We start from the raw sequence: 24,456 nt of genomic DNA on the forward strand, positions 1-24,456 counted from the left end.
TAACTTGACGCAGATCGCAATAGATGGCCGCGGCCCGGGGCGGTCCGTTTACTGGCCACCGCTCTTGCTCTGTCTCTGTTCGCGTATCCGGACCGCCGCGAACGCGGCAAGTGCCAGGGCGATTACTCCGATGACCATCTTCTGCCCGATGCCCGCGTACTCGTCCACGTCCTGCCAGTCGGCGCCTAGCTGGTAGCCGGCCACGACGAAGACCGCGTTCCAGATCAGGCTGCCGAGCGCGGTCAGCGGCAGGAACTGCCGCATGGGCATCCGTTCGACGCCCGCGGGCAGGGAGATCAGGCTGCGGAACAAGGGCACCATGCGGCCGAAGAACACCGCCTTCGTTCCGTGTTTGAGGAACCAGCGTTCGGTGCGGTCGAAGTCCGACGCCTTCATCAGCGGTGCGCGGACGATCAGGGAGCGGATGCGGTCGCGGCCGAGCCACGCGCCCAGCAAGTAGGTGAGCAGGGCGCCGGCGACGGAGCCGAGGGTGGTCCAGAACAGCGCCATGAACAGGCTCATGGTCCCCTGGCTCGCGGCGAAACCGGCCAGCGGCAGCACCAGCTCGCTCGGCATCGGCGGGAAGATGTTGTCGATGCCGACGAGCAGCGCCACGCCGGGCCCGCCCAGTTTGTCCATGATGTCGGCCGCCAGACCGGCGAGGCCCCCCGGCTGGTCGGCCGCTGCCACGTGCATGTCAGACTCCCTCGGTTGGCTGTGGATGATCGCCACGCCGCGTCTTCGAATGTGGGTGCACACGAAATCGGGTATTCAGCCCGGAATCATGTAGGGAAATTCGCGGTGAAACCTTGCGGATCACCGCACACTCAGCGCATCGCGAGTCGGTGTTTCCTGTGCTCCAGGCGGGAAGTCTCGCCGGAACTCACGGAAGGTCGTCCACACCATCGATACGACCGCGACCGCCATGAGCGCGGCGAGGATCCGGAACTCCAGGGTGGGCGCGAACTGGTTCGCCATCAGGTCCGCAATGGGATCGGGCTCTGAAAGGCCGCCGGGTGGTGGAAACCCATCCATTCCTGACGGGTCTTCCGAAGGCATCGAACCCGCACTCGGGAACAGCACGTTGAGATAGGCGAGGAACGAGGCCACCTGGACGAGGACGGGCACGTGCCAGAGGCGGCGCGGCAGGTAGAACGCGGCGATCACGGTGAGCACTTCGGCCAGGTAGAAGTAGCGCTCGTGCATCGATGGCAGGAGAAACGGCATGAGGACCGCCGAAGTCGCCGCCACCAGCACGATGTTCACCGCCGTCAGCCGCACGCGGCTGAGCCGTACGCCGAGGCACAGCCCGAGAACCACCAGCCCCGTCACCGCGACACCGATCGGACGGATCACTGCCGCGTCGGCGCTCGCCGGGAGGAACTGGTAGATCGACGGCGCCAGCAGGGACAGCTCCGAATACTCGCCCATCTGCTGCCCGTACACCGACAGCAACCGCCCCAGCGGCGCTCCGGCCAGCAACGCCGGCACGTCCAGCAGCAGCACGACCCCGGGGATGGCCAGCAGCGCCCGCCACGGCATCCACTTCGTCAGTACCAGCACCACAAGGAGCGGGAACAGGAAGACCGCCTGCAGCTTGAAGGCCAGCGACAGGCCGAAGAAGACGCCTGCCACCCACGGCCGCCGGCGAAGAACGAAGTACACGCCGCCAACGCCGAACGCGGAATAGAGGGAATCGGCCTGCCCCCACATCCCGCTGTTGGTCGCCACGGTGGGCAGGAACAACACGATGAGGGCGGCCAGTTGCGGCGACCAGCGGCCGGGATGGCGCAGCGCGACGACACGGTAGACGAAATACGCCAATGCCAGGTCGAAAACCACCGAAATGATCTTGATTCCGGCGAGTGCGGGAACCGGCAGATAGGTCAACCCCGCGATCAGGTACAAGTAGGGGACGTTGTAGTTCGCAAAGTCGTACTTGAGGGCGCTGAATCCGCCGTGCGCGGAAATGAAGTCATACCAGCTCTTGACGAAACCTTTGTAGTCGAACGACTCGTGGTCGAACATGACGACCCTGACCGCGACGGCGAGCGCGGTCATTGCGGCCATCAGTCCCACCCGGCGGAATGTTCGCTTCAGCCCCTGATCGATGTCGATGGATGTCGATGAAATTGACACGCCGTGAAACCTAGACCGGGTTTGTGTGAGTTACCTGGGAGCTGCGCGAGAAAAACGTGGGGAACCGGGGTCTGACCTCATAGCCAGGACTCAGCCCACGGAGCGGAATTCACGGACTCACACACTTCTTTAACATTCTGCCCAGGCGGCTCCCGGTTCCGCCTGGGACACCTGACGTCATGACTGGTACCCCTGCCCCAGCGAGACCGCCGGACCTCACCGGTGCGACCAGGACCATCACGGTCGACATCGTGATCCCGGTGCACAACGAGGAACGGGCGCTGCACGGCTGCGTCGATGTCCTGAGGTCCTCCTTGGACGGGCAGTTCCCGTTCGAGTGGACCATCACCATCGTCGACAACGCCAGCACCGATGCCACGTTGGCGATCGCCGATGAGCTGAGCGAAGCGACGGACCAGGTCCGCGTACTGCACCTCGACGAGAAAGGCCGTGGCCGTGCCCTGCGCACCGCATGGCAATGGAGCGACGCCGACGTGGTGGCCTATATGGACGTCGATCTGTCGACCGGGCTGAACGCTCTGCTGCCCCTGGTGGCTCCGTTGGTCAACGGCCACTCCGACGTCTCGATCGGCTCGCGGCTGGCCCCGGGAGCGAGAACCGTACGCGGCCCGAAGCGCGAGGTGATCTCCCGGTGTTACAACGCGCTCATCCGGCTCAGCCATGGCGCGAAGTTCTCCGACGCCCAGTGCGGTTTCAAGGCCGCGCGGACGGACGTGATCCGCCCGCTATTGGACCAGGTCAAGGATGACAACTGGTTCTTCGATACCGAGCTGCTGTTGTTGGCCGAGCACAATGGGCTGCGGGTGCACGAGGTGCCGGTCGACTGGGTCGAGGACATCGACACCCGGGTCAAGATCGGATCGACCGCGCTGGAGGACATTCGGGGCCTGATCCGGGTGGCGAAGTCGAAGGCCGCCGGCACAGCACGGATCGCTGACCTGCCCTCGCGCCCGGAGCCCCGAGCGGCCCACCCGGACGCGGTGTTGTCCCGACGGGACCCAGGGCTGCTCTGGCAGCTGCTGTCCTTCGGCGCGATCGGCGTTCTGTCCACAGCGGTCACCCTGCTGCTGTACGCGCTCCTCCGGTCGGTGATGCACCCGCTGACGGCCAACCTGCTGGCGCTCGTGATGACCACGGTGTTCAACACCGAGGCCAACCGGCGGTTCACCTTCCTCGGCTCCCGCGGCTCGTCCGGCAGGGCGCACCTGCAGGGTCTCATCGTCTTCGGTCTCTACTACGCCTTCACCTCGACCGCGCTGCTGGTCCTGCACTCGGCCGCGGCCAAGCCTTCGCGCGTGCTCGAGCTGGTCGTGCTGCTCGGTGCCTCCGTGCTCGGCACGGCCGGCAGGTTCGTCCTGATGCGTGGCTGGGTTTTCAAACAACGAAAGGGAAACACATGACCGCCGCCTCGACCGGCCATGCGGACTCAACCGGCCATGCGGAACAGACCAGGCACATCGACATGACACAGCGACGTGCCCGGCGCCGGCCACCGTACGCGCTCATGGCGATCTTGGCGCTGGGAGCGGTGCTGTACGGCTGGGTGCTGTGGACCGGCAGCTGGGGCAACACGTACTACACGGCCGCGGTCAAGTCGATGTCCTCGAGCTTCACGAACTTTCTGTTCGGCTCGTTCGACCCGGCGGGTGTGGTCACGATGGACAAACCACCATTGGCGTTGTGGCCGCAGGTGATCTCGAGGTGGATCTTCGGCTACCACAGCTGGTCGGTGCTGCTGCCGCAGGTGGTCGAAGGCGTCGCGGCGATCTTCCTGCTGCACCGGACGGTCCGGATGTGGGCGGGGGAGAACGCCGCGCTGATCGCCGCGCTGGTCTTCACGCTCACGCCGATCACCGTGGCGACCACCCGTACGAACAACACCGACACCATGCTCGTCCTCACGCTCATCGCAGCGGCCTACACCTTCACCCGCGCGATGAAGACGCTGGACCCACGCGCCAGAACGAAGTGGCTGCTGTTCACGGCGTCCCTGCTCGGTTTCGGCTTCCTGGCGAAGATGTTCGCCGCGTGGATGGTCGCACCCGCCTTCTTCGCCGCGTATCTGGCTGGAAGCACAGCACAGTGGCGCCGTAAGGTCCTCGACCTGGCCGGTGCGTCCGCCGTGCTGCTGGCGAGTTCGCTGTGGTGGGTCGCGGTGGTCGATCTGTGGCCGGGCAAAAAGCCCTACATCGGCGGCAGCACCGACGGCACGGCCCTGGATCTGGTGCTGGGCTACAACGGGCTCGGCCGCCTGCTCGGCAGTGAGAGCAACAACAGCGGCGGTGGCCCCGGCGGCCCCGGCGGCGCGTCGTTCGGCGGCTCGACCGGCGCGGGCCGGATGTTCGACGTGGCGGTCGGCGGGCAGATCAGCTGGCTGCTGCCGTTGGCGTTGATCGCGCTGGTGGTCGCGGCGGTACTCGGCGTCCGGCGGCTGCGCCGGGCCACCCCGGGCGAGGCCGCCCCGGTTGTGGGCGTGGTAGCCGCCGTTGTCGGGTGTGGGTGGCCTGCGGGTCATGGGGTTTGCTGCGTGATGAGGCTTGCGTTGTGTGATTTTGTCGGTGCGTACCGCTACCGTCGTGGTCGTGAAGTTGGTGGTGCAGGTGAAGCTGCTGCCGACGCCTGAGCAGGCGGCGGCACTGAGCGCGACCCTGCACGCCTGCAATCAGGCGGCGAACCGGGTGTCGGCTCAGGCGCACGAGACCAGGGTGTTCTCCCGCGCCAAGCTGCAAAAGCTGGTCTACGCCGAGGTGAAGGCGGCGGGGTTGTCGGCGCAGCCGTCGTTGCATGTGATCCGTAAGGTCGCCGACGCCTACACCACGCTGCACGCCCAGATCGACGCCGGGCTGCTGGGTGGGGAACGCTCCCGGCGGCGCCGCAAAGCCGAGTCCAAGCCGATCGCGTTCCGGGCCGACGCGGCGCACCCGTTCGATGACCGGTGCCTGTCCTGGCAGGTGGATGCGCGCACCGTGAGCATCTGGACGGTGCGCGGCCGGTTGGCGGGCATCGCGTTCACCGGCAAGCCGTCGCAGCTGAAGACCCTGGCCGAGCATCGCAAGGGCGAGTCGGATCTGGTGTTGCGGGACGGCATGTGGTTCCTGTACGCCACCTGCGAGATCGAAGAGGCGCCGCTCAACTGTGATCCGGCCGACTGGATCGGGGTGGATCGCGGGATCGTGAACCTGGCCACTACCAGCGACGGGGACAACTTCCAGGGTCAGGGTCTGAAGCGGTACCGGCGGGCGCAGGCCCGTCGCCGCGCCGAGCTGCAGGCCAAGAAGGCCGCCGGATCGAGATCGGCGGCGCGCAGGCTGGCCAAACGCCGGGAGCGTGAGGCGCGGCACGCCACCAACACCAACCACATCATCTCCAAGCAGATCGTGGCCGATGCCCAACGCACCGGACGCGGCATCGCCGTCGAACACCTCGATGGGATCCGTGACCGGGTCCGGCTCAAGCGGCACCAGCGGGCCACACTGTCGAATTGGCCGTTCCACCAGCTCGGCACCTTCCTGGAATACAAGGCCCTGCGGGCCGGGGTGCCGTTCCAGCAGGTGGATCCGGCCTACACCTCGCAGAAGTGCCCGAATCCCTGGTGCGGGCACGTCTCCCGAAAAAACCGCCCCACCCGGGGCGGGTTTCTGTGCGTCGTGTGCGGGCTCGCTGGCCTGGCCGACGACATCGCCGCCGTGAACCTCCGCAACCGGGCGCGCACGGCGTGGGCATTTGTCACCATGCCCGACCCCAACCCCCCACCACCCGGCCCACCCGGGCCAGGCACGGGACAAAGGGGTGATGCGCCCCCACCACCACAACCAGTGGCGCCCCGGGGAGCGCGACGAAGCGTGAACGGTATCACCGGGCCTCCAAGCCCGGCCGTTCACGGCCGAGAAGGTGACCCTGTTGCGGTACCTGATGGTCAACGCCGAGCGGGTGGTCAGCAAATCGCAGATTCTCGACCGGGTGTGGAGCTATGAATTTCGCGGAGACGGCCGGATCGTCGAGTCGTACATCAGCTATCTGCGCCGCAAGATCGACTCGGTGGAACCACCGCTGATCCACACCATTCGGGGCGTCGGCTACTCACTGCGGCTGCCCAGGGAGGGGCGTTGAGCGAGAACCTGTGGCGCAGACCGTGGACCCTGCAGGCGCGCCTGGTCATGGCGTTGCTCGTCCTGGCGGGCCTCAGCCTGGGTGCCATCGCGGTCACCAGCGTCGTCCTGATCCACAGATCGATGATCGCCCGGATGGACGACCAGCTCACCGACCTCGTACACCGGGTCGACGGCCGCCCAGGACGGCTGGCGCAGTCGCCGGAGGACCCTCGGCGCACCTCCGACGGCCTGCCGACGGATTTCGCGTTCCAAGTTCTCTACCCCGACGGGAAACTGCAGCTGTCCGCCCCGGGCTCCGCCGCCGGACCCCGATTGCCGGTGATCAACTCGACCACGATCGATCGCCACGTCGATCGCCCGTTCATGGTCGCCGACAAACAAGGCCGGGCGGGCTGGCGGGTCATGGTGGCGCAGCGGATGATGCCCGACGGGCCGCGGATCATCGTGGCCGCGCAGTCGGCGGAGACCACCGAGGAGACCGTGACCCGGCTGATCTGGATCGAGACCGGGGTCGGGCTCGCCTTGCTGCTCACCCTCGGTGTGGCCGGAATCGTGCTGGTACGGCTGGGACTGCAACCCTTGACCAAGATCGAGAAGGTCGCGGAGGACATCGCCGGCGGCCACCTCGATCTGCGGGTCGCCTCGGATTCACATACCGAGGTCGGCCGGCTCGGTGGCGCGCTGAACACCATGGTCGGCAGGCTCACCTCCGCACTGCGCCAACGAGAACTGTCCGAGGCGCGGCTGCGCAGGTTCGTAGCGGACGCCTCACACGAACTGTGCACCCCGCTGACGTCGATCCGCGGCTTCGCCGAGCTGAACCGCTGCGGCGGCGCGCCGGACCGTGCCGATGTGGACCGGCTGCTAGGCCGGATCGAGGACGAGGCGATCCGGATGAGCCAGCTGGTGGACGACATGCTGCTCCTGGCCCGGCTGGACCAGGAACGCGCGCTGAATCTGGCCGTGCTGGACCTCCGCACACTTGTCGAGGACGCTGTGCACGACGCCGGGGCCCGCGACCCGCAGCGGCCGTTGATCATGCAAGGCGCCGGGAAACCGATCCGGGTCACCGTGGACGAACACCGCATGCGCCAGGTGATCACGAACCTGGTCAACAACGCCATGGCCCACACCCCGCCCGGCACACCCGTGCGCGTCCGCGTAGGCATGCCCACCGAACGGACAGAACCTCCCGTGTCCGTGGCGGGCAGTCTGCAGTCAGGCGGCCGCGTCGTGCTCGAAGTGATCGACCAAGGGGCCGGCGTGCCACTGGATGCGGCGCCGAACATCTTCGACCGGTTCTACCGGGTTGATCTGGCCAGGTCCCGCACCCGCGGCGGCACCGGACTCGGCCTGGCCATCACCGCCGCGATCCTGGAAGCCCACGGCGGCCGCGTGGAACTCAGGACAGCGCCCGGCGAGGGCGCTCGCTTCACCGTGCTGCTGCCATCGTCCTGATGACCTGAAGATCACGACCGCATCCGGTACGGCTGCATCCGGTACCTGGGTACCGGTCGGGCAGGCGCAATAGGTCCCGGGGCATCGGGGTTCTGCCGGTTTCGGCTCCTAGCTTGGGCGATGGGACAGCGGAGATTCAATTCCGCGTCCGGACACCAAAGGGGAGTAGATGATCGAGGCGCGCGGACTGACGAAGAAGTACGGGGACAAGGTCGTTGTGGACGGGTTGGATTTCAGCGTCCGGCCGGGGATCGTGACCGGGTTTCTAGGTCCGAACGGTGCGGGGAAGTCCACCACGATGCGGATGATTCTCGGGCTGGACGCTCCGACGTCCGGCACGGTCACCGTTGGAGGGAAGCGGTATGCCGACCTTCGGGCGCCGCTGGTCGAGGTGGGGGCGCTGCTGGACGCCGCCGCGGTGCACCGGGGCCGCACGGCCCACGCCCACCTGATGGGTCTGGCCCTCACCCATGGAATCCCGGCCTCCCGGGTGGAGGAGGTGCTCGCGCTGACCGGTCTGTCGGATGTGGCGGGCAAGAGGGTCGGCGGATTCTCCCTCGGGATGGGACAGCGGCTCGGGATCGGCGCGGCACTGCTGGGCGACCCGGAGGTGGTGATCCTGGACGAACCGGTCAACGGCCTGGACCCCGAGGGGGTCCTGTGGATCCGCAACCTGCTGACCGGGCTCGCGGCCGAAGGCCGCACGGTGTTCCTTTCCTCGCATCTGATGAGTGAGATGTCGATGACCGCCGAACATCTGATCATCATCGGCCGGGGCAGGTTGCTGGCCGACACCAGCCTGGCCGAGTTCGTCCGGGAAGCCTCCGGTGACAAGGTCAAGGTCGTCACCCCCGAGCCCGCCCGATTGCGGGACGTCCTGCTCGGGCCCGGAGTGGAGATCACCGGGCAGGCAGGCTCGGACGAATTGTCGGTCACTGGACTGACCACCGCCCAGATCGGCACCGCGGCCGCGGCGGAGGGGATCGTCCTGTTCGAGCTGGCGCCCGTCGGGGTCTCCCTGGAGCAGGCCTTCATGGATCTCACCCACGACAGCGTCGAATATCACGCGGGCGGACCCGCCCCGGAGCAGATGAGGAGCTTGGCATGACCGTTCTCGGAGCGCCGACCGCACCTGCGACGGCCCCCGGTACCCATGGTCGGCAGGGTTGGCAGGGTCTGCGGGTCACCACGGGCCGGGTAGTGCGGTCGGAGGCGTTCAAGTTCTCCGCCCTGCGCTCGTCGTGGATCCTCACAGGGCTGTCGGCCGTGATGATGGTGCTGTTCGGCTGGCTCGGAGCGTCGTCGTACAGCCCCGGCCAGACCGAAGGAGACGGCCCAGGCGCGGCCGCCTCCGACGCGCTCGGCGCGACCTTGTCCGGGACGGAGCTCGCGCTCCTGGTCATCGGCATCCTCGGCATCCTGGTCGGGGGCTCGGAGTACACCACCGGGCTGATCAAGAACACCCTCGCCGCCGTCCCCAGACGGTGGCCCGTCGTGGTGGCCAAGGCCGCCGTCGTCGGCGGTATCTCCTTCGCCGCCGCCACCGCCGGATCGCTCGCGGCGTTCCTGATCGGCGGGACCGCGATCGACGATGCCTACCGCTTGGCCCTCGGTGACGGGGGCGTCGTGCGGGGCCTGCTCGGTGCCGGGGCCTTCCTGGGCATGGTCGGCGCGATCGGTGTCGGTCTGGGAATGTTGCTGCGCCATGTCGCCGCGAGCGTCGCGGCCCTGGTCAGCGGGTTCCTGATCATCCCGACGCTCATCGGGCTGCTGCCCGCGTCGTTCTCCGACGCGATCGGCCCGTACCTGCCCAGCAACGCCGGCTCCTCCATGATGACGATCACCACCGGTGACGGGACACTCAGCCCGGCCGCGGGGTTCGCCGTCATGGCTGCCTGGACGGCCGCCGCCCTGGGCGCCGCGTGCTACAAGCTCATCCGTCGTGACGCTTGACCAGGGGCCGGGCACACACCGGCCCCACCCCGTAGGTGACCATGGCGGGGTGGAGCCGAACGAACAGCCGGACCAGGGCCACCAGGCCCTGGCCCGGTTCTCGGCCGTCCGGGACAGGCTGCGCGCCCTCGACACCCGCCGCCCCTGGCTGCTCGACGGGGCCGTCACCGCCCTGGCCACCGCCATCATGGTCTTCCCTCCCCCCGACGAGACGTTCTCCACCGGTGCCGCGGGAAGGCCCGCCGCGCTGCCCTTGCTGGTCGCGGCCGCCCTGGTGACGCCGCTGCTGTGGCGGCGTCGGGCCCCCGAACGCTCCTTCGTCACGATCATCGCGGTGATCGCGGTGGGACTGCTGCTGGGGGTGCGCCCAGACACGTTCGTGGTTCTGCTGGTCGCCCTTTACGCCGCCACCCTCTACGGACGTCCGGCCTTCCTTCCTTGGGCGGCCGCCCTTGCCCTGGTCGGGATGCTTCTCACGGTCTTCCCGTCGCTGCCCGGCGGCTTCGCTCTCCGGATTGTCTTCGTGGGAATCGCGATCACCGCCGCGGTGGCGCTGGGCCTGGCCACCCGCTCCCGGAATGCCTACCTGCAGGCGATGGAGGAGCGGGCTGCCCGCCTGGAGGTCGAGCGCGACCAGCGGGCGCAGCTGGCGATCGCCGAGGAACGCGCCCGGATCTCCCACGAGATGCACGACGTCATCGGCCACAACCTCGCCGTCATCATCGGGCTCGCCGACGGCGCCGCCGCCCTGTCGCGGACCGTCCCCGAACGCGGCACCGAGGCCCTCACCACCATCAGCGGGATCGGCCGGCAAGCCCTCACCGAACTCCGCGGCCTCCTGGGGGTACTCCAGGACGGCACCGCCGAACTCGCGCCGCAACCGGGCCTCACCGACCTCGACCCGCTGTTCGCCCACCTCCAGGCGGCAGGGCTCCCGGTCCGGTTCCGTGCCAGCGGGCCATTGGACGCTCTGCCCATCGGCCTCCAAGTAGTCCTCCACCGGATCATCCAGGAATCCCTGACGAACACCCTCAAACACGGCGGGCCCGGCACCACCGCCACCGTCACCCTCGCCGCCGGCGCAGACCGCATCCATCTGGCGATCAACGACACCGGATCCGGCGGCCCCGCGAGCCCCGCCGACGACGGACGCGGCCTGCCCGGCATCAGGGAACGGGCCGCTCTCTACGGCGGTATGGCCACTGCGGGGCCGCGCCCTGGCGGTGGCTGGACCGTCACCGCCGAGTTTCCGGCACCCGCCCTTCCGGCATCGAAGGACCGGCCGTGACGACCGTGCTGCTCGTGGACGACCAGTCGCTGCAGCGCATGGGCTTCCGCATGCTGCTGGAAAGCCGCCCCGACGTCGCCACCGTCATCGGCGAGGCCGCCAACGGCATCGAAGCCGTGCGTCGGGCCGCCGACCTGCGGCCAGACGTCGTCCTCATGGACATCCGGATGCCCGGCATGGACGGCATCGAAGCCACCCGCCGCATCATCGCCGACGGCGGCCCCTCCCGCGTCCTGGTCCTGACCACCTTCGACCTCGACGACTACGCCTACGCCGCCCTACGCGCCGGCGCCAGCGGCTTCCTCCTCAAAGACGCCCAACCCGACGAACTCCTCAACGGCATCCGCGCCGTCGCCGCCGGAGACGCCGTCACCGCCCCCGCCCTCACCCGCCGCCTCATCGCCTCGCACTCCCTGCACCCCGCGGACGCCACCCCGGTCGACGCCCGATACGACGAACTCACCACCCGCGAACGCGAAGTCCTCCACGCCATCGCCGACGGCCTCAACAACACCGAGATCTCCCAACGGCTCGTCCTCGCCGAATCCACCGTCAAGACCCACGTCGGCAATGTCCTGGCCAAGATCGGGGCCCGCGATCGGGTCCAGGCCGTCATCTACGCCTACGACATCGGCCTGGTCCGGCCCACCGGAGGCACCTGACGCGTGCCGGGCCGTCCTCCCCGCTGTGGCACCGGCTGATCAGCTTCAGGCCCGTGGAGAGGCGCGTGGCTCGCTGGTGCCGACTACTGCAATTGCATGACTTCGGTTGGGTGCATGGGTGCGGATTCAGTAGTCGAGTGACCGCAGCTGCACGATTACATGGCTGGTCAGGGCGGGGATCGTGGAGTCTTCCGATGATTTGAAAGGAGACGCCAGTGGCAAGGATGTTGGCCCGGCTCGGCCGGTTCGCGTTCATGCGCCGCGGTCCTGTGATCTTGGTCTGGCTGATGGTTCTGGCCGGGACGATCTTCGCCGGGCTGACGGCGGCTTCGGTGCCCGATGACGACTTCAAGGTGCCAGGCGTCGAGTCACAGCGGGCTTTCGACCTGCTGCAAGAGCGGTTCCCCGGGATGGCGGCCGATGCCGGCGGCGCGACGATGGTGTTCGTGGCCCCCCAAGGCCAGAAGGTGACCGCGGGACCGTACAAGACGGCCATCGAATCGGCGGTCAAGAAGCTTTCCGGTGGCGGGCAGGTCGCGGGCGCGGACAACCCGTTCACCTCCGACGCGGTCAGCCGCGACGGATCGGCGGCGTACGCGAATGTGAACTACAAGGTGCCGGCCAGCGGCGTCACGGCCGACAGCCGCGCGGAGATCGCGGCTGCGGCCGATACCGCCAGGAAAGCCGGGCTGACGGTCGAGGCCGGCGGGTCGGCGATGGAGGCCGGGGGAGGCGGGGGCACCGCAGAGCTCATAGCGATCGGGTTGGCCGCGGTGATCCTGCTCATCACCTTCGGTTCGCTGGTCGCGGCGGGGCTACCGCTGGTGACCGCGCTGCTGGGCGTCGCGGTGAGCATGTTGGGGATCCTCGCGGTCAGCGCCACGTTCGGCCTGTCGGCGACCACCGGCACCATGGCGTTGATGCTGGGGCTCGCGGTGGGGATCGACTACGCCCTGTTCGTGGTCTCGCGGTACCGCGAGGAACGGACCCGCGGCCTGAGCGCCGTCGAAGCGGTCTCCCTGGCGATGGGCACGGCAGGTTCCGCGGTGGCCTTCGCGGGCTTGACCGTGGTGATCGCGCTCGCCGGCCTGGCAGTGGTCGGCATCCCGATGCTGACCAAGATGGGGCTGGCGGCCGTCGCGGCGGTGGTGGTGGCCGTCCTGGTCACCCTCACCCTCGTCCCGGCGGTCCTCGGGTTCGTGCCCAACAAGGTGCTGCCCCGCTCAGCCCGCCGCAAAGCCGGGAAGAGGACCGCAGAGGCAGAGGCCGCCGAGGCCGCCGAGGCCGCCGTGGCCGCCGCGGAAACGGCACCCGGTCGCGGTGGGACACGCTGGGCAAGGTTGGTGCTCCGCAACCCGGTCGCGGTCCTGCTTCTGGGTGTGATCTCGCTCGGCGCGCTTGCTCTTCCCGCCCTCAGCCTCCAGCTGGGCATGCCGGGGGATGAGTCCATGCCGACCTCGGCCACCCAGCGCCGCGCCTACGACCACCTGGCCAAGGCGTTCGGTCCGGGATTCAACGGCCCGCTGATGATCGTGGTCGATACCAAGGACGCGGCGGAGCCGAAGAAGGCGGTCGCCACGATCACCGGCAAGATGGAGCGGATCAAGGGGGTGGAGTCGGTCTCGCCCGCGCAGTTCGACGAGGCCGGGGACACCGCGATCTTCTCCGCCGTGCCGACCACCAGCCCCACCGATGCGGCGACCAAGAAGCTGGTGCGCGAACTGCGTGCCGCGCGTCCCGGGCTCGTCGAGGGCACCGGCGCCAAGTACGTGGTCAGCGGCACCACCGCGGTCAACATCGACATGGCTGAGAAGGTCCAGGGCGCACTGGTGCCCTACCTGGCCACCGTGGTCGGGCTCGCCGTGCTGCTGCTGGCGGCGGTGTTCCGCTCGGTCCTGATCCCGATCAAGGCGGCGCTGGGGTTCCTGCTGTCGGTGGTGGCCGCTCTGGGCGCCATGGTCCTGGTCTTCCAGAAGGGCTTCGCCGCGGACCTGCTGGGAGTCGCCCAGACCGGTCCGATCATGAGCGCGATTCCGATCTTCATGATCGGGATCAGTTTCGGTCTGGCCATGGACTACCAGGTGTTCCTGGTCTCACGGATGCGGGAGGCATACGTCCACGGCGAGGAACCTCGCCAGGCGATCGAAACCGGGTTCCGGCACAGCGCCCGCGTCGTGGTCTCCGCCGCGCTGATCATGATGGCGGTCTTCGCCGGATTCATCTTCGAGCATGACCCGATCATCAAGATGATCGGGTTCAGTCTCGCGGCGGCGGTCCTGCTCGATGCGTTCGTCGTCCGCATGGCGATCGTCCCGGCCGTTCTCACGCTGTTCGGCGACCGTGCCTGGTGGCTGCCGCGCCGGCTCGACAAGATCCTCCCGCGGGTCGACGTCGAGGGCGAGAGCCTGAACCGGGATGCGCAGGCCGAGCAACCGCGCGTGCCCGCGCGTGCGGGGTGACAGCTTGCCGATGAGCAGCCACTGATCACGATGTCGGTCCGGGCTCGCCCGGACCTGGGCGAGCCCGGACCGACGGCACGCACCGCGGGCTCCCAGGGGAGCCCGCAGATATAATCAACGCAATGTGAACATACGTTCACATTATGCAGTGGAGGAGAAGAAGCGCCATGGTCAGCTTGGAGGAGCATGCCGACCGGCACCCGCGGCTGACGGACGCGCTCATCGCGGTCGCTCTTTTCGGTGGCGCGGCGCTCGGGGCGAACCTGACCGGCCCGGACGGTGGCCGCCCGCAGGATGTCTGGGTCGCCGTGGTGGTGGCGGGGATCGCCTGCCTGGCACTGTTGAAGGCGCGCGAGCACCCACGGATCACGGTCCTGGTGACCACCGTCTGCGCCGTCGCCCTGGGAGGCCTCGGCTTCCTGCTCACCCCGCTCCTGCTGGCCCCGGTGATGGTCGCGCTGTACTGGCTGACCGCCAGCACCACGCCCAGGACGGCCTGGCCCTACGGCGGCATCTCCGCAGTGCTGATCGTCAGCACCGCCATCGGGCCGGATCTCGACGCCATGGTCGTGGTACGCGCCTTCGGTCCTGCCCTCTGGCTGCTCCTGCCCCTGGTCATGGGGAGCAGCTCCCGGCTGCGCCACGCCTACCTGGGATCCGTCCAGGCCCGGGCCGAGCACGCCGAACGGACCCGCGAAGAAGAGGCCCGGCTTCGGGTCACAGAGGAACGCATGCGCATCGCTCGCGATCTGCACGACGTCGTGGCCCACCACATGGCCGTGGCCAACGCCCAGGCCGGCACCGCGGCCCATCTCCTGGAACGCGACCCGGCCCTCACCAAGAAGATCCTCACCGACCTCCAGGCCACCACCTCCTCGGTCATGCTCGAGTTGCGCAACACCGTCGGCGTCCTGCGCCAAACCGGCCCCGACGCCGACCTCCTCGAACCCACGCCCGGCCTGGACCGACTTGCGGACCTGCTCGAGTCCTGCGGGTCCGCGGGCTTGGCGGTCAACCTCGAGATCGAGGGCGAACGCCGGGACCTTCCGCCCGGGGTCGACCTGACCGCCTACCGCATCATCCAAGAGGCCCTGACCAACGCCACCAAATACGCCGCGTCGGCGACCGCTTCCCTGCTCCTGCGCTACAGCAGCACCACGCTCACCATCACCGTGACCAACGAAAAGCGGACCGGCGAGGAACCAAGACGCGGCCATCGCGGCTTTGGAATCATCGGGATGCGTGAGCGGGCCCATGCGGTCGGCGGCGACCTGCGGGTGAGCGATGGTGGTGACGCCGGCTTCCAGGTCGTGACGGCCCTGCCCCTGCATCCTCATGCGACGTCCCAACGGGCGGCGACGTGACGATCCATGTTCTGCTCGCCGACGACCAGGCGCTCCTGCGCGGCACCTTCCGGATGCTGATCGACTCCTGCGAGGACCTCGAGGTCGTCGCCGAGGCCGCCGACGGCGCCCAGGCCATCGAGCTCACCCGGGCACACCGTCCCGACGTCGTCGTGATGGACGTGCGGATGCCCGGCACCGACGGCCTGACCGCCACTGAGACCATCTGCGCCGACCCCGCACTGACCGGCACCCGGGTCCTCATCCTCACCACCTTCGAGAACGACGAGCACGTCGCCCGCGCCCTGCGCGCCGGCGCCAGCGGCTTCCTCGGCAAGTACGTCAGCACCGACGCCTTGCTCGAAGCCATCCGGACCGTCGCCGCCGGCGAGAGTCTGCTGTCCCCGGGCGCGACCAAAGCCCTCATCACCCAGTTCCTCGCCACCCAGCCACCGAGCCGAGCCGCCTGGCCGCCCACCGCCCACGGGATCGAAGACCTGACCAACCGCGAATGCGAGGTCATGAAGCTGGCGGCCGAAGGCAGCTCCAACGACGAGATCGCCGACGAACTCCACCTCAGCGTCCTCACCGTCCGCACCCACATCCAGCGGGCCATGACCAAACTCGGTGCCCGTGACCGCGCCCAACTCGTCGTCATCGCCTACCAGACCGGCCTCGTCCACCCCCCGCCGCCCCGGTAAGGGATCGGCTCGGGGCGCGGCAACGGCGAAGAGAGCTGCAGCATGCAAACCCACCGCACCGGTCCCACTAGGCCCCCATCCCGCTTCGACAGCAGACACGCCATGAAGCCCGCCAGCAAGCGTGCGCCACGCCTGCGGCGCACGCTCACGACGGTGACGGCAGTCGGCCTGATCGCGGCCGGATGCCTCCTGGCCCCGGTCGCGGTGATCGCCGCATGGGCGCACCAGCTGAGCGACACCGGCCGCTACGTCCAGACCGTCGCACCGCTGGCCTCCCATCCGTCCGTGCAGAACGCGGTGGCCGACCGGCTCGCTGCGGCGGCGATGGCACAGATCGATGTCCCTGCGCTGCTGGACCGCACCGCAAAGGACCTACCCGGGCCACTGGCCGACGGCACCGACGCAATCGCCGGGCCCCTCGCCGAACGGCTCCACGACCTCATCCACGACACCGCAACGGACGTCGTCGCCGACCCGCGATTCCGTACCTTCTGGACCGAGGCCAACCAAGCCCTGCACTCCCAGGTCACTGCAGTCCTGTCAGGCCGCGGCAGCACGGTTCTCACCGTGCAACGCGACTCCATCGCGCTGAATCTCGGGCCGCTCCTCGACCAGGTGAAACAGCGGCTGACCGAGGCCGGGCTGACCGCCGCCGGAGCCCTGCCGCACACCGACCTGCGGATCCACCTGCTCACCACCTCCGACCTGATCACGGCGCAGCGTGGCTACCAAGCGCTCCACGCATGGTGGTGGCTTCCGGCCGTCGTGTCACCCGTCCTCACCGCTATCGGAATCCGCGCCGCCACCAGGAGAGGACGCGCCCTCACCGCATCCGCGCTCGGCCTGACCACCGCGATGCTCGCACTGCAGGCCGCCCTGCTGGCCGGCCGCTCGAGCCTGCTTCACGACCGTGTCTTGGACACAGCCGCCGACACCGAGATCGTCGAGGCGCTGACCGTCTTCCCTCACACGGCACTGCGCGGGGTCGCCGTAGTCGGAGTGCTGGTAGCCGCAGGATCGCTGGCAGCCTCCCGCATCGGCAATCTCCGCGACCGCAGAGACGGCGACGAACGCCCCAAGCGCTCCAACCCCACCAATTCACCCGACATGGCCCACCACTCGCCCGGGAAATTCCGCTGCCCCTGAAAAGACGGAAACCGCCGAACCGGCGGCACCCGCTCGAACCGAACACCACCCGCCGCCACCAAGCCGATCCAGATCGTCGATACCAAACAGAATTCACCTTCTGTCTGGTCTGATGCTGCGGCCTGTTCCGGCCGATCTGACCGAGCTGTTGCGTCCCAGCTGACTTGACGCAGTCTCGGCCTTCCTGACGTGTTCGTCGATTGTCACGCCTACTTGACGCCTGATCGCTCACGGCCTGATCAATCCGCTCGCTGAGGAGGAACTACTCCCTCTGAAATCGTCGTGTTGTCCCAGTGGCGTACGGCGATCGGCAGTGGTTGCTGCGCGGGGCGTAGCGAGGCTTGCGCCGAGGGAGGGACGACGGGTTGGTGATCGCACCTCAACGATGGCTCGGTACCCGTTTGAAAAGGAGCCGTCGATGTTGCGCAGACTCACCCTTCTCACGGCCATGGTGCCCGCGTTGGCCGTGCCCGTCACGACCGGCGCGGCACTGGCTGACGTGCGCATGCCGGGGACGTACCGGCTGTCTGGACCGAGCCCGTTCGCGAACTGCGCGCCAGGGTCCGGTGACGCCGGCAAGGCCGCCGGCGCGATCGAGCCGGTCCTGGCCGCCGATCCGTCCGATCCGCGCCGCATCGCCGCGGTGTGGCCGCAGGACCACCAGCGCGGCGCGGTCATCGCCGTGACCCGCGACCGCGGCGGGACGTGGAAACGCTCGGTCGTACCGGGCATGACCAGATGCTCTGGAGGTGTCGGCGAGTACGTGGACGAGACGACCGTGACCTACACCCGTGACGGCGCGCTCGTGGTGACGGGCGCTGTACAGATGGCCGACGGCGCGAGTGCGGGCCTGTCGGTACGGTCTACCGACGGCGGCCGGACCTGGTCCCGGCCCACAGTCATCGTCCAGGAGACCAACCCCGACAACGGCGGCGTCCTCACCACCTCGGTTGCGGCCCACCCACGTGATCAGCGGGTGCTGTACGCCGTCACCCTGCGGTTCCCGCGGGATGAGCGGACTACCAACCAGGTTCTGCTCAGCCGCAGCATCGACGGCGGGCGCAGCTGGCAGCCGCCACGCCTGCTCCTGGATGCCGGGGAGCGCCGCCTGGCGTCCGGACACCGGCTGAGCGTGCTGGATGACGGCACGTTGCTGAACCTCTACACGCTCGTCCACCTCCGCGACGGCGCCCGCCATCTCACCGTGCAGGCCGTGCGGTCCACCGACGGCGGCGCGACCTGGTCCCCGCCGCACCAGGTGGCCGAGCAACGTACCAAGTGGTTCATCCAGGATCCCGAGACCGGGGACCATGTCTCGCATACCACGAGCCTGCTGTCCGACACCGCCATCGACCGCCGTGGCCGCGGGCCGGACCGCGTGTACGCGGTGTGGCAGGACGCGCGGTTCACCGCGGGCGCCGCCGACGGGGTGGCCATGGCCTCCTCCGACGACGGCGGCCGTACCTGGACCGAGCCGGTCAAGGTGAACCGGACACCCGCCACGATTCCCACCCCCAACCAGCAGACGTTCACCGTCTCCGTCGAGACCGGTCGCGACGGCACGGTGGCCGTGGCCTACTCCGACTTCCGGCACAACGACACCGGCACACCGCTGCTCACCGACCGCTGGCTGGCACTCTGCTCCCCACAGCCGAGGTCCTGCGCCGAGCCTGCGGCCAAATGGCGTGAAACCCGCCTGACCCCGGCCTCATTCGACATGCGGCAGGCGCCACGGATCCCCGACGCGACCAGCGAACGCGGGTTCTTCCTCGGCGAGCAGATGGGCCTTGTCGCCAACGGACGTGGATTCACCACCACCTGGGCCACCCCGGACGTCCCAGGACGAGCCGCCGCCTACGCCACCAACCGCAGGTAACAAAACATCCACCCGCACACGAACGCCTGCACAGCCTCGATGGCCGTGCAGGCGTTCAGCTGGTCGTACGACAACGAGGAGCCACCGTCCAACCCGACCATTCGTCGATCTGCGTCATGTCAGGTGGGACAGCACCCTCCGCCTCCGTCCCGCCTAACCTGACGCATCCCAGCTCACCTGCGTCACGTTAAGCGGGACGCAACACGAGCTACCTGACGGTCGGCAGCGTCAGAGTCTTTACAACCTTGCCCATGGCAATCCACGCTGGCGGCCGATGGTCGCTGCCTGGCCCACCTCAGCCCCGAGGAGCTGAAAAGGGTTACTGAACGGCCTGCGGCTGCAGGCGATGCCGCTGACATCGCCAGCGACTCCTCCCCGGAAGCGTTCGGCATGGTGGGGAGATAGATCCCCGCCGACCGGATGCTCGCACCACTGACGAGGCACGGGTGCGGCCCGGCGACCGGGGCGGTTAGCGTGAGGAGAGCCGGATCACCGGGTATTCCCGGTCCGATTTGCTCTGGTACTTGGCGATGCGGGGTTGGGCGGCGGCGATGCGCTGCCAGGCCCGCTCACGGTCAGCGCCCTCAAGGAGGTGCGGCGTCACCGGCGCGGGATCGCGGCCGGGCAGTTCGATCGAGGCCTGATCGGGATGCGCCATCAGATTGACGTACCAGTCGGGATGCCGGCTTCCGCCGCCCGACGCCACGACCAGCCGGGCGTCCTCACTGTCGGCAAACCATGCCACAGGCGTTTCCCGCGGCCGGCCGCTTCGGCGGCCCACGGTGTTGAGGATCAACACGTCCATGCCCATGAACGTGCCACGGCCACGCCGGACCTTGCGGTTCATCCGGGCGTTCATCTTCTGCTGCATCCACCGCGAGAACGCCCCCGGCGTACCAGACTTACGCGCACCGCGACCATCCGCCCGCTGCTTCGCCGCCATCGTCTACCTCCAGTCGGCTGACTTGATGTCCACGACCGTCACGCTAGGTGCGGCTCGTTCATGGACGCTTCTCGAATCCTGATCGATCTCGGTGAGAACGAGCTGGATCCGGCGCCGACACCCCAACTGTCGTCGAGTACGGGCTCGGCCAGCTTGGAGCTGGCGGTCCCTATTGCCCGTCGAGCAAGGGGCGGCAACGGCGGGCGCGCCCGACAGCGCCTCCAGCACGACGCGGTTGGCGAGCGGGGAGGTGATATCGGCGTGGTCGTAGGGCGGCGACACCTCGGCCAGGTCGATGCCCACGACCGGCAGCTCGTAGGCGACGCGGGCCAAGGAATCGAGCAGCTGCCAGGCGCTCAGGCTGCCCGGCTCGGGCGTGTCAGTGCCGGGCGCAACCCACCCTCGTCGCGCGGCACATCGCCGACCACTGACAGGAACGCCGACGGGCGACGGTGCCTGCTGTCTTCATGTGCCCGGCTCTCCAGGACGTACAAGTCCTGGATGTCGAGGACCACGGCGACGTCGTACGGATCCCGGCGTGCACCTCGACGTTCGAGGCCTCGTGCCCGGAGTGTGGGGCCACGCAATGAGACCTGATGGGCCGCTTCCCCGTGCTGCCCGGCCAGCCGCAGCCACTGAACGTGGCCTCTGACCAGTCGGATGCCGTGTCTACCGGCGCGGTCCTAACTTGATCAGCAACGGCCCATAGACGAAAGGGGTATCTGATGCCCGGCACCCCGATCGAGTGGATCGCCAAGGCGGCGCACCCGCTGGCCACGGCGGACCCGTCGGCGCCGCTGGACGACCTGCGACCATTGCTCGGCATGCTGGGCCAGGCGTCGGCCGTCGGCTACGGGGCCGGGACGCGTGGTGCGCACGAGCTGGTGACCCTGCAGACGCGCATTGCGCGGCCGTTGGTGCAGGAGGGCGGGTTCCGCGCCGTTGCCTTCGATCAGGATTGGACATTGGGCGTCCGGTTGGATGGGTTCGTCGGTACGGGCAAGGGAGATCCGCGGGCGCTGCTGAAAGACGCCGAGCCGTTCGCCAATACCGAGGAGGTACTCGGTCTGCTGGAGTGGATGCGCGACTTCAACCAAGGTCGGCCCGACCAGCCCGTGCGCCTGGTCTGCGTGAGCCCACACGCGGTGGGGCAGTCGGCATACAACCAGGTCATCGACCACGTGCGCAGGACGGCGCCCGAACGCACGCAAGAGCTGGAGGGGTTGTACGCCGAGCTTGGCCCCGGAAGCGATATCGCCGCACACCTCGCCCGTTTCCGGAGCCTTCCCGACCGCACGGCCTGGGTCGGCCGCGCCCGCGCCGCCCACGACCTGGTGGCGAGCCTCACCGATGACGCATGGACAATTCAGACCGCGCGGGTGATCGTCCAGTTCTACGAGCTCCACGACCACGACGCCCTCTCCGAAGACCCGCTCAACATGGCCTACTTCGAGCGGTCCTTCGCCGAAAACCTCGCCTGGTGGCACCAGCACACCGGGCACAAGGTCCTGTGGTGGACCTCCAGCTCGCATGCCTCCGACGGCCCAGGAAGAGCGATGAGCTTTCCACCCGCACCACCAAGCGCGCTGCCCAACGCCGGCAGCTTCCTGCGAAAAAGCCTCGGACCCGGCTACGCCTCGATCGGGCTCACCTTCCACCAAGGCGGGCTGGCTACCTACTCAGAACCTAAGACCTTCCAAGTACCGGGCGCCGCACCCGAGCTCTTCGAATCGACGCTCGGCGCAGACGATCTCGGCGACTACCTGCTCGATCTGCATGCGGAACAACCACCCGAAGTCGCCGAATGGCTCGGCCACACGGCCAGGTTCCGGGCCATCGGCCCCGCCTACGACCCCGACAACGATGCAGCGCACCACATGACCGGCGGCTCACCCGCCGAATGGTTCCAGGTCAGCGCTCGCCGGTCGGTCGGGCTTGTAGTGTCGAAGGGTATGGGCATCAGCGTTGCCGTCGGCTCGCAGGGCGGGCCTGCTTCACTGGTCAATCAGGACGCCGTCTACGCGGGACCATGGCTACAGGTCATCGCTACCGGGCACGGCCGCGGCGGTGACATCGCTGCGGCAGAGGTCGTTGAGACGATGGCCCGTCTCGACGTCCAGCCGCCCGAGGAGATACTGGACGAGACCGGGCCGAGCTGGAAATCGCCGCTCCTGGAGAGCGTGGAGTCGGCAATGGTTCAGGCAAACGAACGATTGGGGCGGCTCAAGCGGCACGACCGGCGATACACCAACGCGAGGGTCTGGGTCACGGCAATCCGCTGGTCAGGACCTGAGCTCGCCCTTGGTTACGTCGGTCGCTGCCGGGGCTACCTGATCCGTGATGGGGAGTTCTACCAGATAACGCACGATTACACCCTGAACCAGCCGCTCCCCGGACCCACCATCCCCGACGAACCCATCTTCCTCGACGGCATGGCCGCTCCCGACCCGAATCTGTCGCTACGCCGAGGCCGTCCAGGAGAGCGGTACATCCTGAGCACTCGCGGCTTCGCGCACGTGATCCCCTCCAGCACAGGCCTTCGGATCATCAAGGAAGAAACCAGCCCGGCCGACGTCGTACACGGTCTCATACAGGCTCTTCAGGCCGAACCCACACCAGACGACGCCAGCTGCATCGTCATCGACGTCACACCCAGCGAGACCAACGTCAAACCACTCGCCGCCGGCGCACTGGCTCGGCAGGCTCAGGGCGAGCCTGAACCATCACCCGCCGCAGCATCGAGCAAGTCCAACGAAACACAGCATCAGCCCGATGCGATCGCCCGTGACATCGAAGCAAGAGGCTGAGCAGCATAAACCGCGCCTCATGGTGATCGTCCCGCAGATAACATCGATTATGTCAACCTAGGTTGACATTTGACCCTCGGCTCTGGCTGCCACGACGGTGAATGTGGCTGTCAGGTGAGAGAACAGGTCGTGCCACAGAGCGGGCAAAATGCTCTCTTGGCCGTGGAAGCTACTTTCAGACCGCACTCTGTACAACTGCCCTGTTCCCACAGCGCTGGCTCGGGCCCGAAGCCTCCCTGGTAGTGGTCACGATCGGGCCAGGCAACCGCCTCAACCAACGGCGGGGTGGCGGCCTGGTCCTCGCCGGGTGACCAGGAAATCTCAGCAAGAGTGAGGACTGTCGGCGTGGGGTCGTCCTGGTCCGCATGCGCGGGGAGCACCCGACGGAGCACATCCACAAGCTCGGGCAGGCTAAGCCGCAGCAGCTCATGCGCCAAGGCCTCACGCTCGTCATCGCTGGTCATGAGAGCCCACGCTACTCAGACCCTCGAAGGCGCGCTGGAGGGCAGGACCGGCACCTGCCGACCGCGACCATCGCCGGTGGCCGCCGGGTCCTGTGGTTCCACCAGCGTCAACCGGGATCTGGCTCACATTTCATTTCGTGACGGTCTCGCACGGGTAGGCAATAAGGAATTGGAGGCCACGCTCAGCGATCAGCTGCCGGCGGTCCGCTGGGTCGGCGAGGGCGGGATACTTGCGTACGTGATCATCGCTGATGTCGTCCTGGAGACCTATTTCGACGCGGCCCAGTTCACCGGCTGGCCGATCGCTCAGCCTTCCAGCGATCACATACTGGTGCTGTCCGGCCAGATGTCCCGGGCCGAGGTCGGCACCGCGATGGCCGTTCTCTTCGATTACACCGGCGTTCCCGCCGAACCGCTCGCCGAATTGCACCACCTGATGGACCGGCACCTGGTCGAGGCCGAGACCCTGGGGCTGCCGGGTGGGCTGCGTCTTCGCGATACCGTCACCCGGGCTCAGATCGTGCCGGGTTGCTGCTGCGGTGTAGAGGAATGGCGGGACTGGCGGGAGATCCTGTATGGGGACGACGAGATCTGGCTCGGCCACGGTCTCGGCACCACCGTGCAGATCGAAAACGGGGTCGTCCGACTCCACCAGATCCCATTGCCGGAGTATCCGTTGCACACCCTTGAGATTGAGCTCGGTGAACTGGCCGTCCTGCTGGCCTCGGTCCACCGGCGGCTTCAGGGGTTCCTGGGCTTGGTCGGCGAGTGGGCCGGCCAGGTCTCTCCAGAGGCCGCCGACCGCCTGGTGGAGATCCTCGACGAGAACCTCCAGATCACCGACCCGCTCCTGCTCGGCTGAACATGCCGGGCAAGACCTGGTTCTACGGGCATGATCTGGGATCTGGCCCACTGGTGACGAATACTGACCCGTAGCTCCATGGTTACCGACGATCATGTTTCGGTGCGGAGATCATGATCTGAGTGTGCTGCTGCCTCATCTGGCCCGGGGTGAGGTCTTGTCTCACGCCGGGTTTCGGCTCATGTGGGTCGTTTCTTCAGCTCTGCTGGGGCGGGCACGATG

Annotated in this window: 19 protein-coding genes and 2 pseudogenes; 16 read left to right on the plus strand and 5 right to left on the minus strand. The window is 68.1% G+C overall.

What is annotated here, in order from left to right; all coding sequences use genetic code 11:
• Positions 1-48 precede the first annotated feature (48 nt).
• Together ACH34W_RS15645 and ACH34W_RS15650 are read right to left on the minus strand one after the other, a co-directional pair.
• On the minus strand, positions 49-696 hold the full coding sequence (locus ACH34W_RS15645; protein ID WP_395961589.1) for a DedA family protein: 648 nt from the start codon (positions 694-696) through the stop codon (positions 49-51).
• Positions 697-816: 120 nt separating this feature from the next.
• Complete coding sequence (locus tag ACH34W_RS15650) at positions 817-2,070, minus strand: hypothetical protein (RefSeq protein ID WP_395961590.1); 1,254 nt, start codon at positions 2,068-2,070, stop codon at positions 817-819.
• 248 nt (positions 2,071-2,318) lie between these two features.
• Between ACH34W_RS15650 and ACH34W_RS15655 the strand changes: the two genes are divergently transcribed.
• The 14 genes and pseudogenes from ACH34W_RS15655 (at position 2,319) to ACH34W_RS15720 (ending at position 19,158) form a co-directional block, all read left to right on the plus strand.
• Positions 2,319-3,560: a glycosyltransferase gene (locus ACH34W_RS15655; RefSeq protein ID WP_395961591.1), complete on the plus strand. Its 1,242-nt coding sequence runs from the start codon at positions 2,319-2,321 to the stop codon at positions 3,558-3,560.
• Between the two features lie 62 nt (positions 3,561-3,622).
• The gene (locus tag ACH34W_RS15660) at positions 3,623-4,783 is read left to right on the plus strand and encodes an ArnT family glycosyltransferase (RefSeq protein ID WP_395961592.1); all 1,161 of its coding nucleotides are present in this window, start codon (positions 3,623-3,625) and stop codon (positions 4,781-4,783) included.
• The gene (locus tag ACH34W_RS15665) at positions 4,761-6,134 is read left to right on the plus strand and encodes an RNA-guided endonuclease InsQ/TnpB family protein (protein ID WP_395961723.1); all 1,374 of its coding nucleotides are present in this window, start codon (positions 4,761-4,763) and stop codon (positions 6,132-6,134) included. The genes ACH34W_RS15660 and ACH34W_RS15665 overlap by 23 nt, the downstream gene beginning before the upstream one ends.
• A pseudogene (locus ACH34W_RS15670) lies at positions 6,058-6,270 on the plus strand (helix-turn-helix domain-containing protein); the annotation flags it as partial. The gene ACH34W_RS15665 and the pseudogene ACH34W_RS15670, both read left to right, overlap by 77 nt.
• On the plus strand, positions 6,267-7,730 hold the full coding sequence (locus ACH34W_RS15675) for a sensor histidine kinase (RefSeq protein WP_395961593.1): 1,464 nt from the start codon (positions 6,267-6,269) through the stop codon (positions 7,728-7,730). The pseudogene ACH34W_RS15670 and the gene ACH34W_RS15675, both read left to right, overlap by 4 nt.
• Before the next feature lie 169 nt (positions 7,731-7,899).
• A complete protein-coding gene (locus tag ACH34W_RS15680; RefSeq protein ID WP_395961594.1) occupies positions 7,900-8,838 on the plus strand; it encodes an ABC transporter ATP-binding protein in 939 nt (312 codons plus the stop codon).
• Positions 8,835-9,683, plus strand: coding sequence for a hypothetical protein (locus ACH34W_RS15685; protein ID WP_395961595.1), 849 nt, complete (start codon positions 8,835-8,837; stop codon positions 9,681-9,683). The genes ACH34W_RS15680 and ACH34W_RS15685 overlap by 4 nt, the downstream gene beginning before the upstream one ends.
• A 49-nt stretch (positions 9,684-9,732) precedes the next feature.
• Positions 9,733-10,971: a sensor histidine kinase gene (locus ACH34W_RS15690; RefSeq protein ID WP_395961596.1), complete on the plus strand. Its 1,239-nt coding sequence runs from the start codon at positions 9,733-9,735 to the stop codon at positions 10,969-10,971.
• Positions 10,968-11,633, plus strand: a complete 666-nt coding sequence (locus tag ACH34W_RS15695; RefSeq protein WP_395961597.1) for a response regulator — start codon at positions 10,968-10,970, stop codon at positions 11,631-11,633. Before ACH34W_RS15690 ends, ACH34W_RS15695 begins: the two co-directional genes overlap by 4 nt.
• A 224-nt stretch (positions 11,634-11,857) precedes the next feature.
• Entirely contained in the window at positions 11,858-14,092 is a 2,235-nt protein-coding gene (locus ACH34W_RS15700; RefSeq protein ID WP_395961724.1) for an MMPL family transporter, read from the plus strand.
• A 167-nt stretch (positions 14,093-14,259) separates the two neighbouring features.
• Positions 14,260-15,456: a sensor histidine kinase gene (locus tag ACH34W_RS15705; protein WP_395961598.1), complete on the plus strand. Its 1,197-nt coding sequence runs from the start codon at positions 14,260-14,262 to the stop codon at positions 15,454-15,456.
• On the plus strand, positions 15,453-16,136 hold the full coding sequence (locus ACH34W_RS15710) for a response regulator (RefSeq protein ID WP_395961599.1): 684 nt from the start codon (positions 15,453-15,455) through the stop codon (positions 16,134-16,136). Before ACH34W_RS15705 ends, ACH34W_RS15710 begins: the two co-directional genes overlap by 4 nt.
• Positions 16,137-16,238: 102 nt before the next feature.
• Complete coding sequence (locus ACH34W_RS15715; protein WP_395961600.1) at positions 16,239-17,282, plus strand: hypothetical protein; 1,044 nt, start codon at positions 16,239-16,241, stop codon at positions 17,280-17,282.
• Positions 17,283-17,700: 418 nt separating this feature from the next.
• A complete protein-coding gene (locus tag ACH34W_RS15720; protein WP_395961601.1) occupies positions 17,701-19,158 on the plus strand; it encodes a sialidase family protein in 1,458 nt (485 codons plus the stop codon).
• Between the two features lie 469 nt (positions 19,159-19,627).
• On the opposite strand, the gene ACH34W_RS15725 is transcribed toward ACH34W_RS15720, so the two are convergent.
• Together ACH34W_RS15725 and ACH34W_RS15730 are read right to left on the minus strand one after the other, a co-directional pair.
• Positions 19,628-20,101, minus strand: a complete 474-nt coding sequence (locus ACH34W_RS15725; RefSeq protein ID WP_395961602.1) for a nitroreductase family deazaflavin-dependent oxidoreductase — start codon at positions 20,099-20,101, stop codon at positions 19,628-19,630.
• Between the two features lie 3 nt (positions 20,102-20,104).
• Positions 20,105-20,485: pseudogene (locus ACH34W_RS15730) on the minus strand (arginase family protein); the annotation flags it as partial.
• A 341-nt stretch (positions 20,486-20,826) separates the two neighbouring features.
• Between ACH34W_RS15730 and ACH34W_RS15735 the strand changes: the two are divergent.
• Positions 20,827-22,908: an erythromycin esterase family protein gene (locus ACH34W_RS15735; RefSeq protein WP_395961603.1), complete on the plus strand. Its 2,082-nt coding sequence runs from the start codon at positions 20,827-20,829 to the stop codon at positions 22,906-22,908.
• A gap of 110 nt (positions 22,909-23,018) precedes the next feature.
• Here ACH34W_RS15735 and ACH34W_RS15740 read toward each other — a convergent pair whose 3' ends face one another.
• The gene (locus tag ACH34W_RS15740; RefSeq protein ID WP_395961604.1) at positions 23,019-23,372 is read right to left on the minus strand and encodes a hypothetical protein; all 354 of its coding nucleotides are present in this window, start codon (positions 23,370-23,372) and stop codon (positions 23,019-23,021) included.
• 169 nt (positions 23,373-23,541) lie between these two features.
• Between ACH34W_RS15740 and ACH34W_RS15745 the strand changes: the two genes are divergently transcribed.
• The gene (locus tag ACH34W_RS15745; RefSeq protein ID WP_395961605.1) at positions 23,542-24,234 is read left to right on the plus strand and encodes a hypothetical protein; all 693 of its coding nucleotides are present in this window, start codon (positions 23,542-23,544) and stop codon (positions 24,232-24,234) included.
• Positions 24,235-24,456 lie beyond the last annotated feature (222 nt).

The sequence above is a fragment of the Actinomadura sp. 6N118 genome (genome assembly GCF_044326415.1).
GTDB lineage: Bacteria > Actinomycetota > Actinomycetes > Streptosporangiales > Streptosporangiaceae > Spirillospora.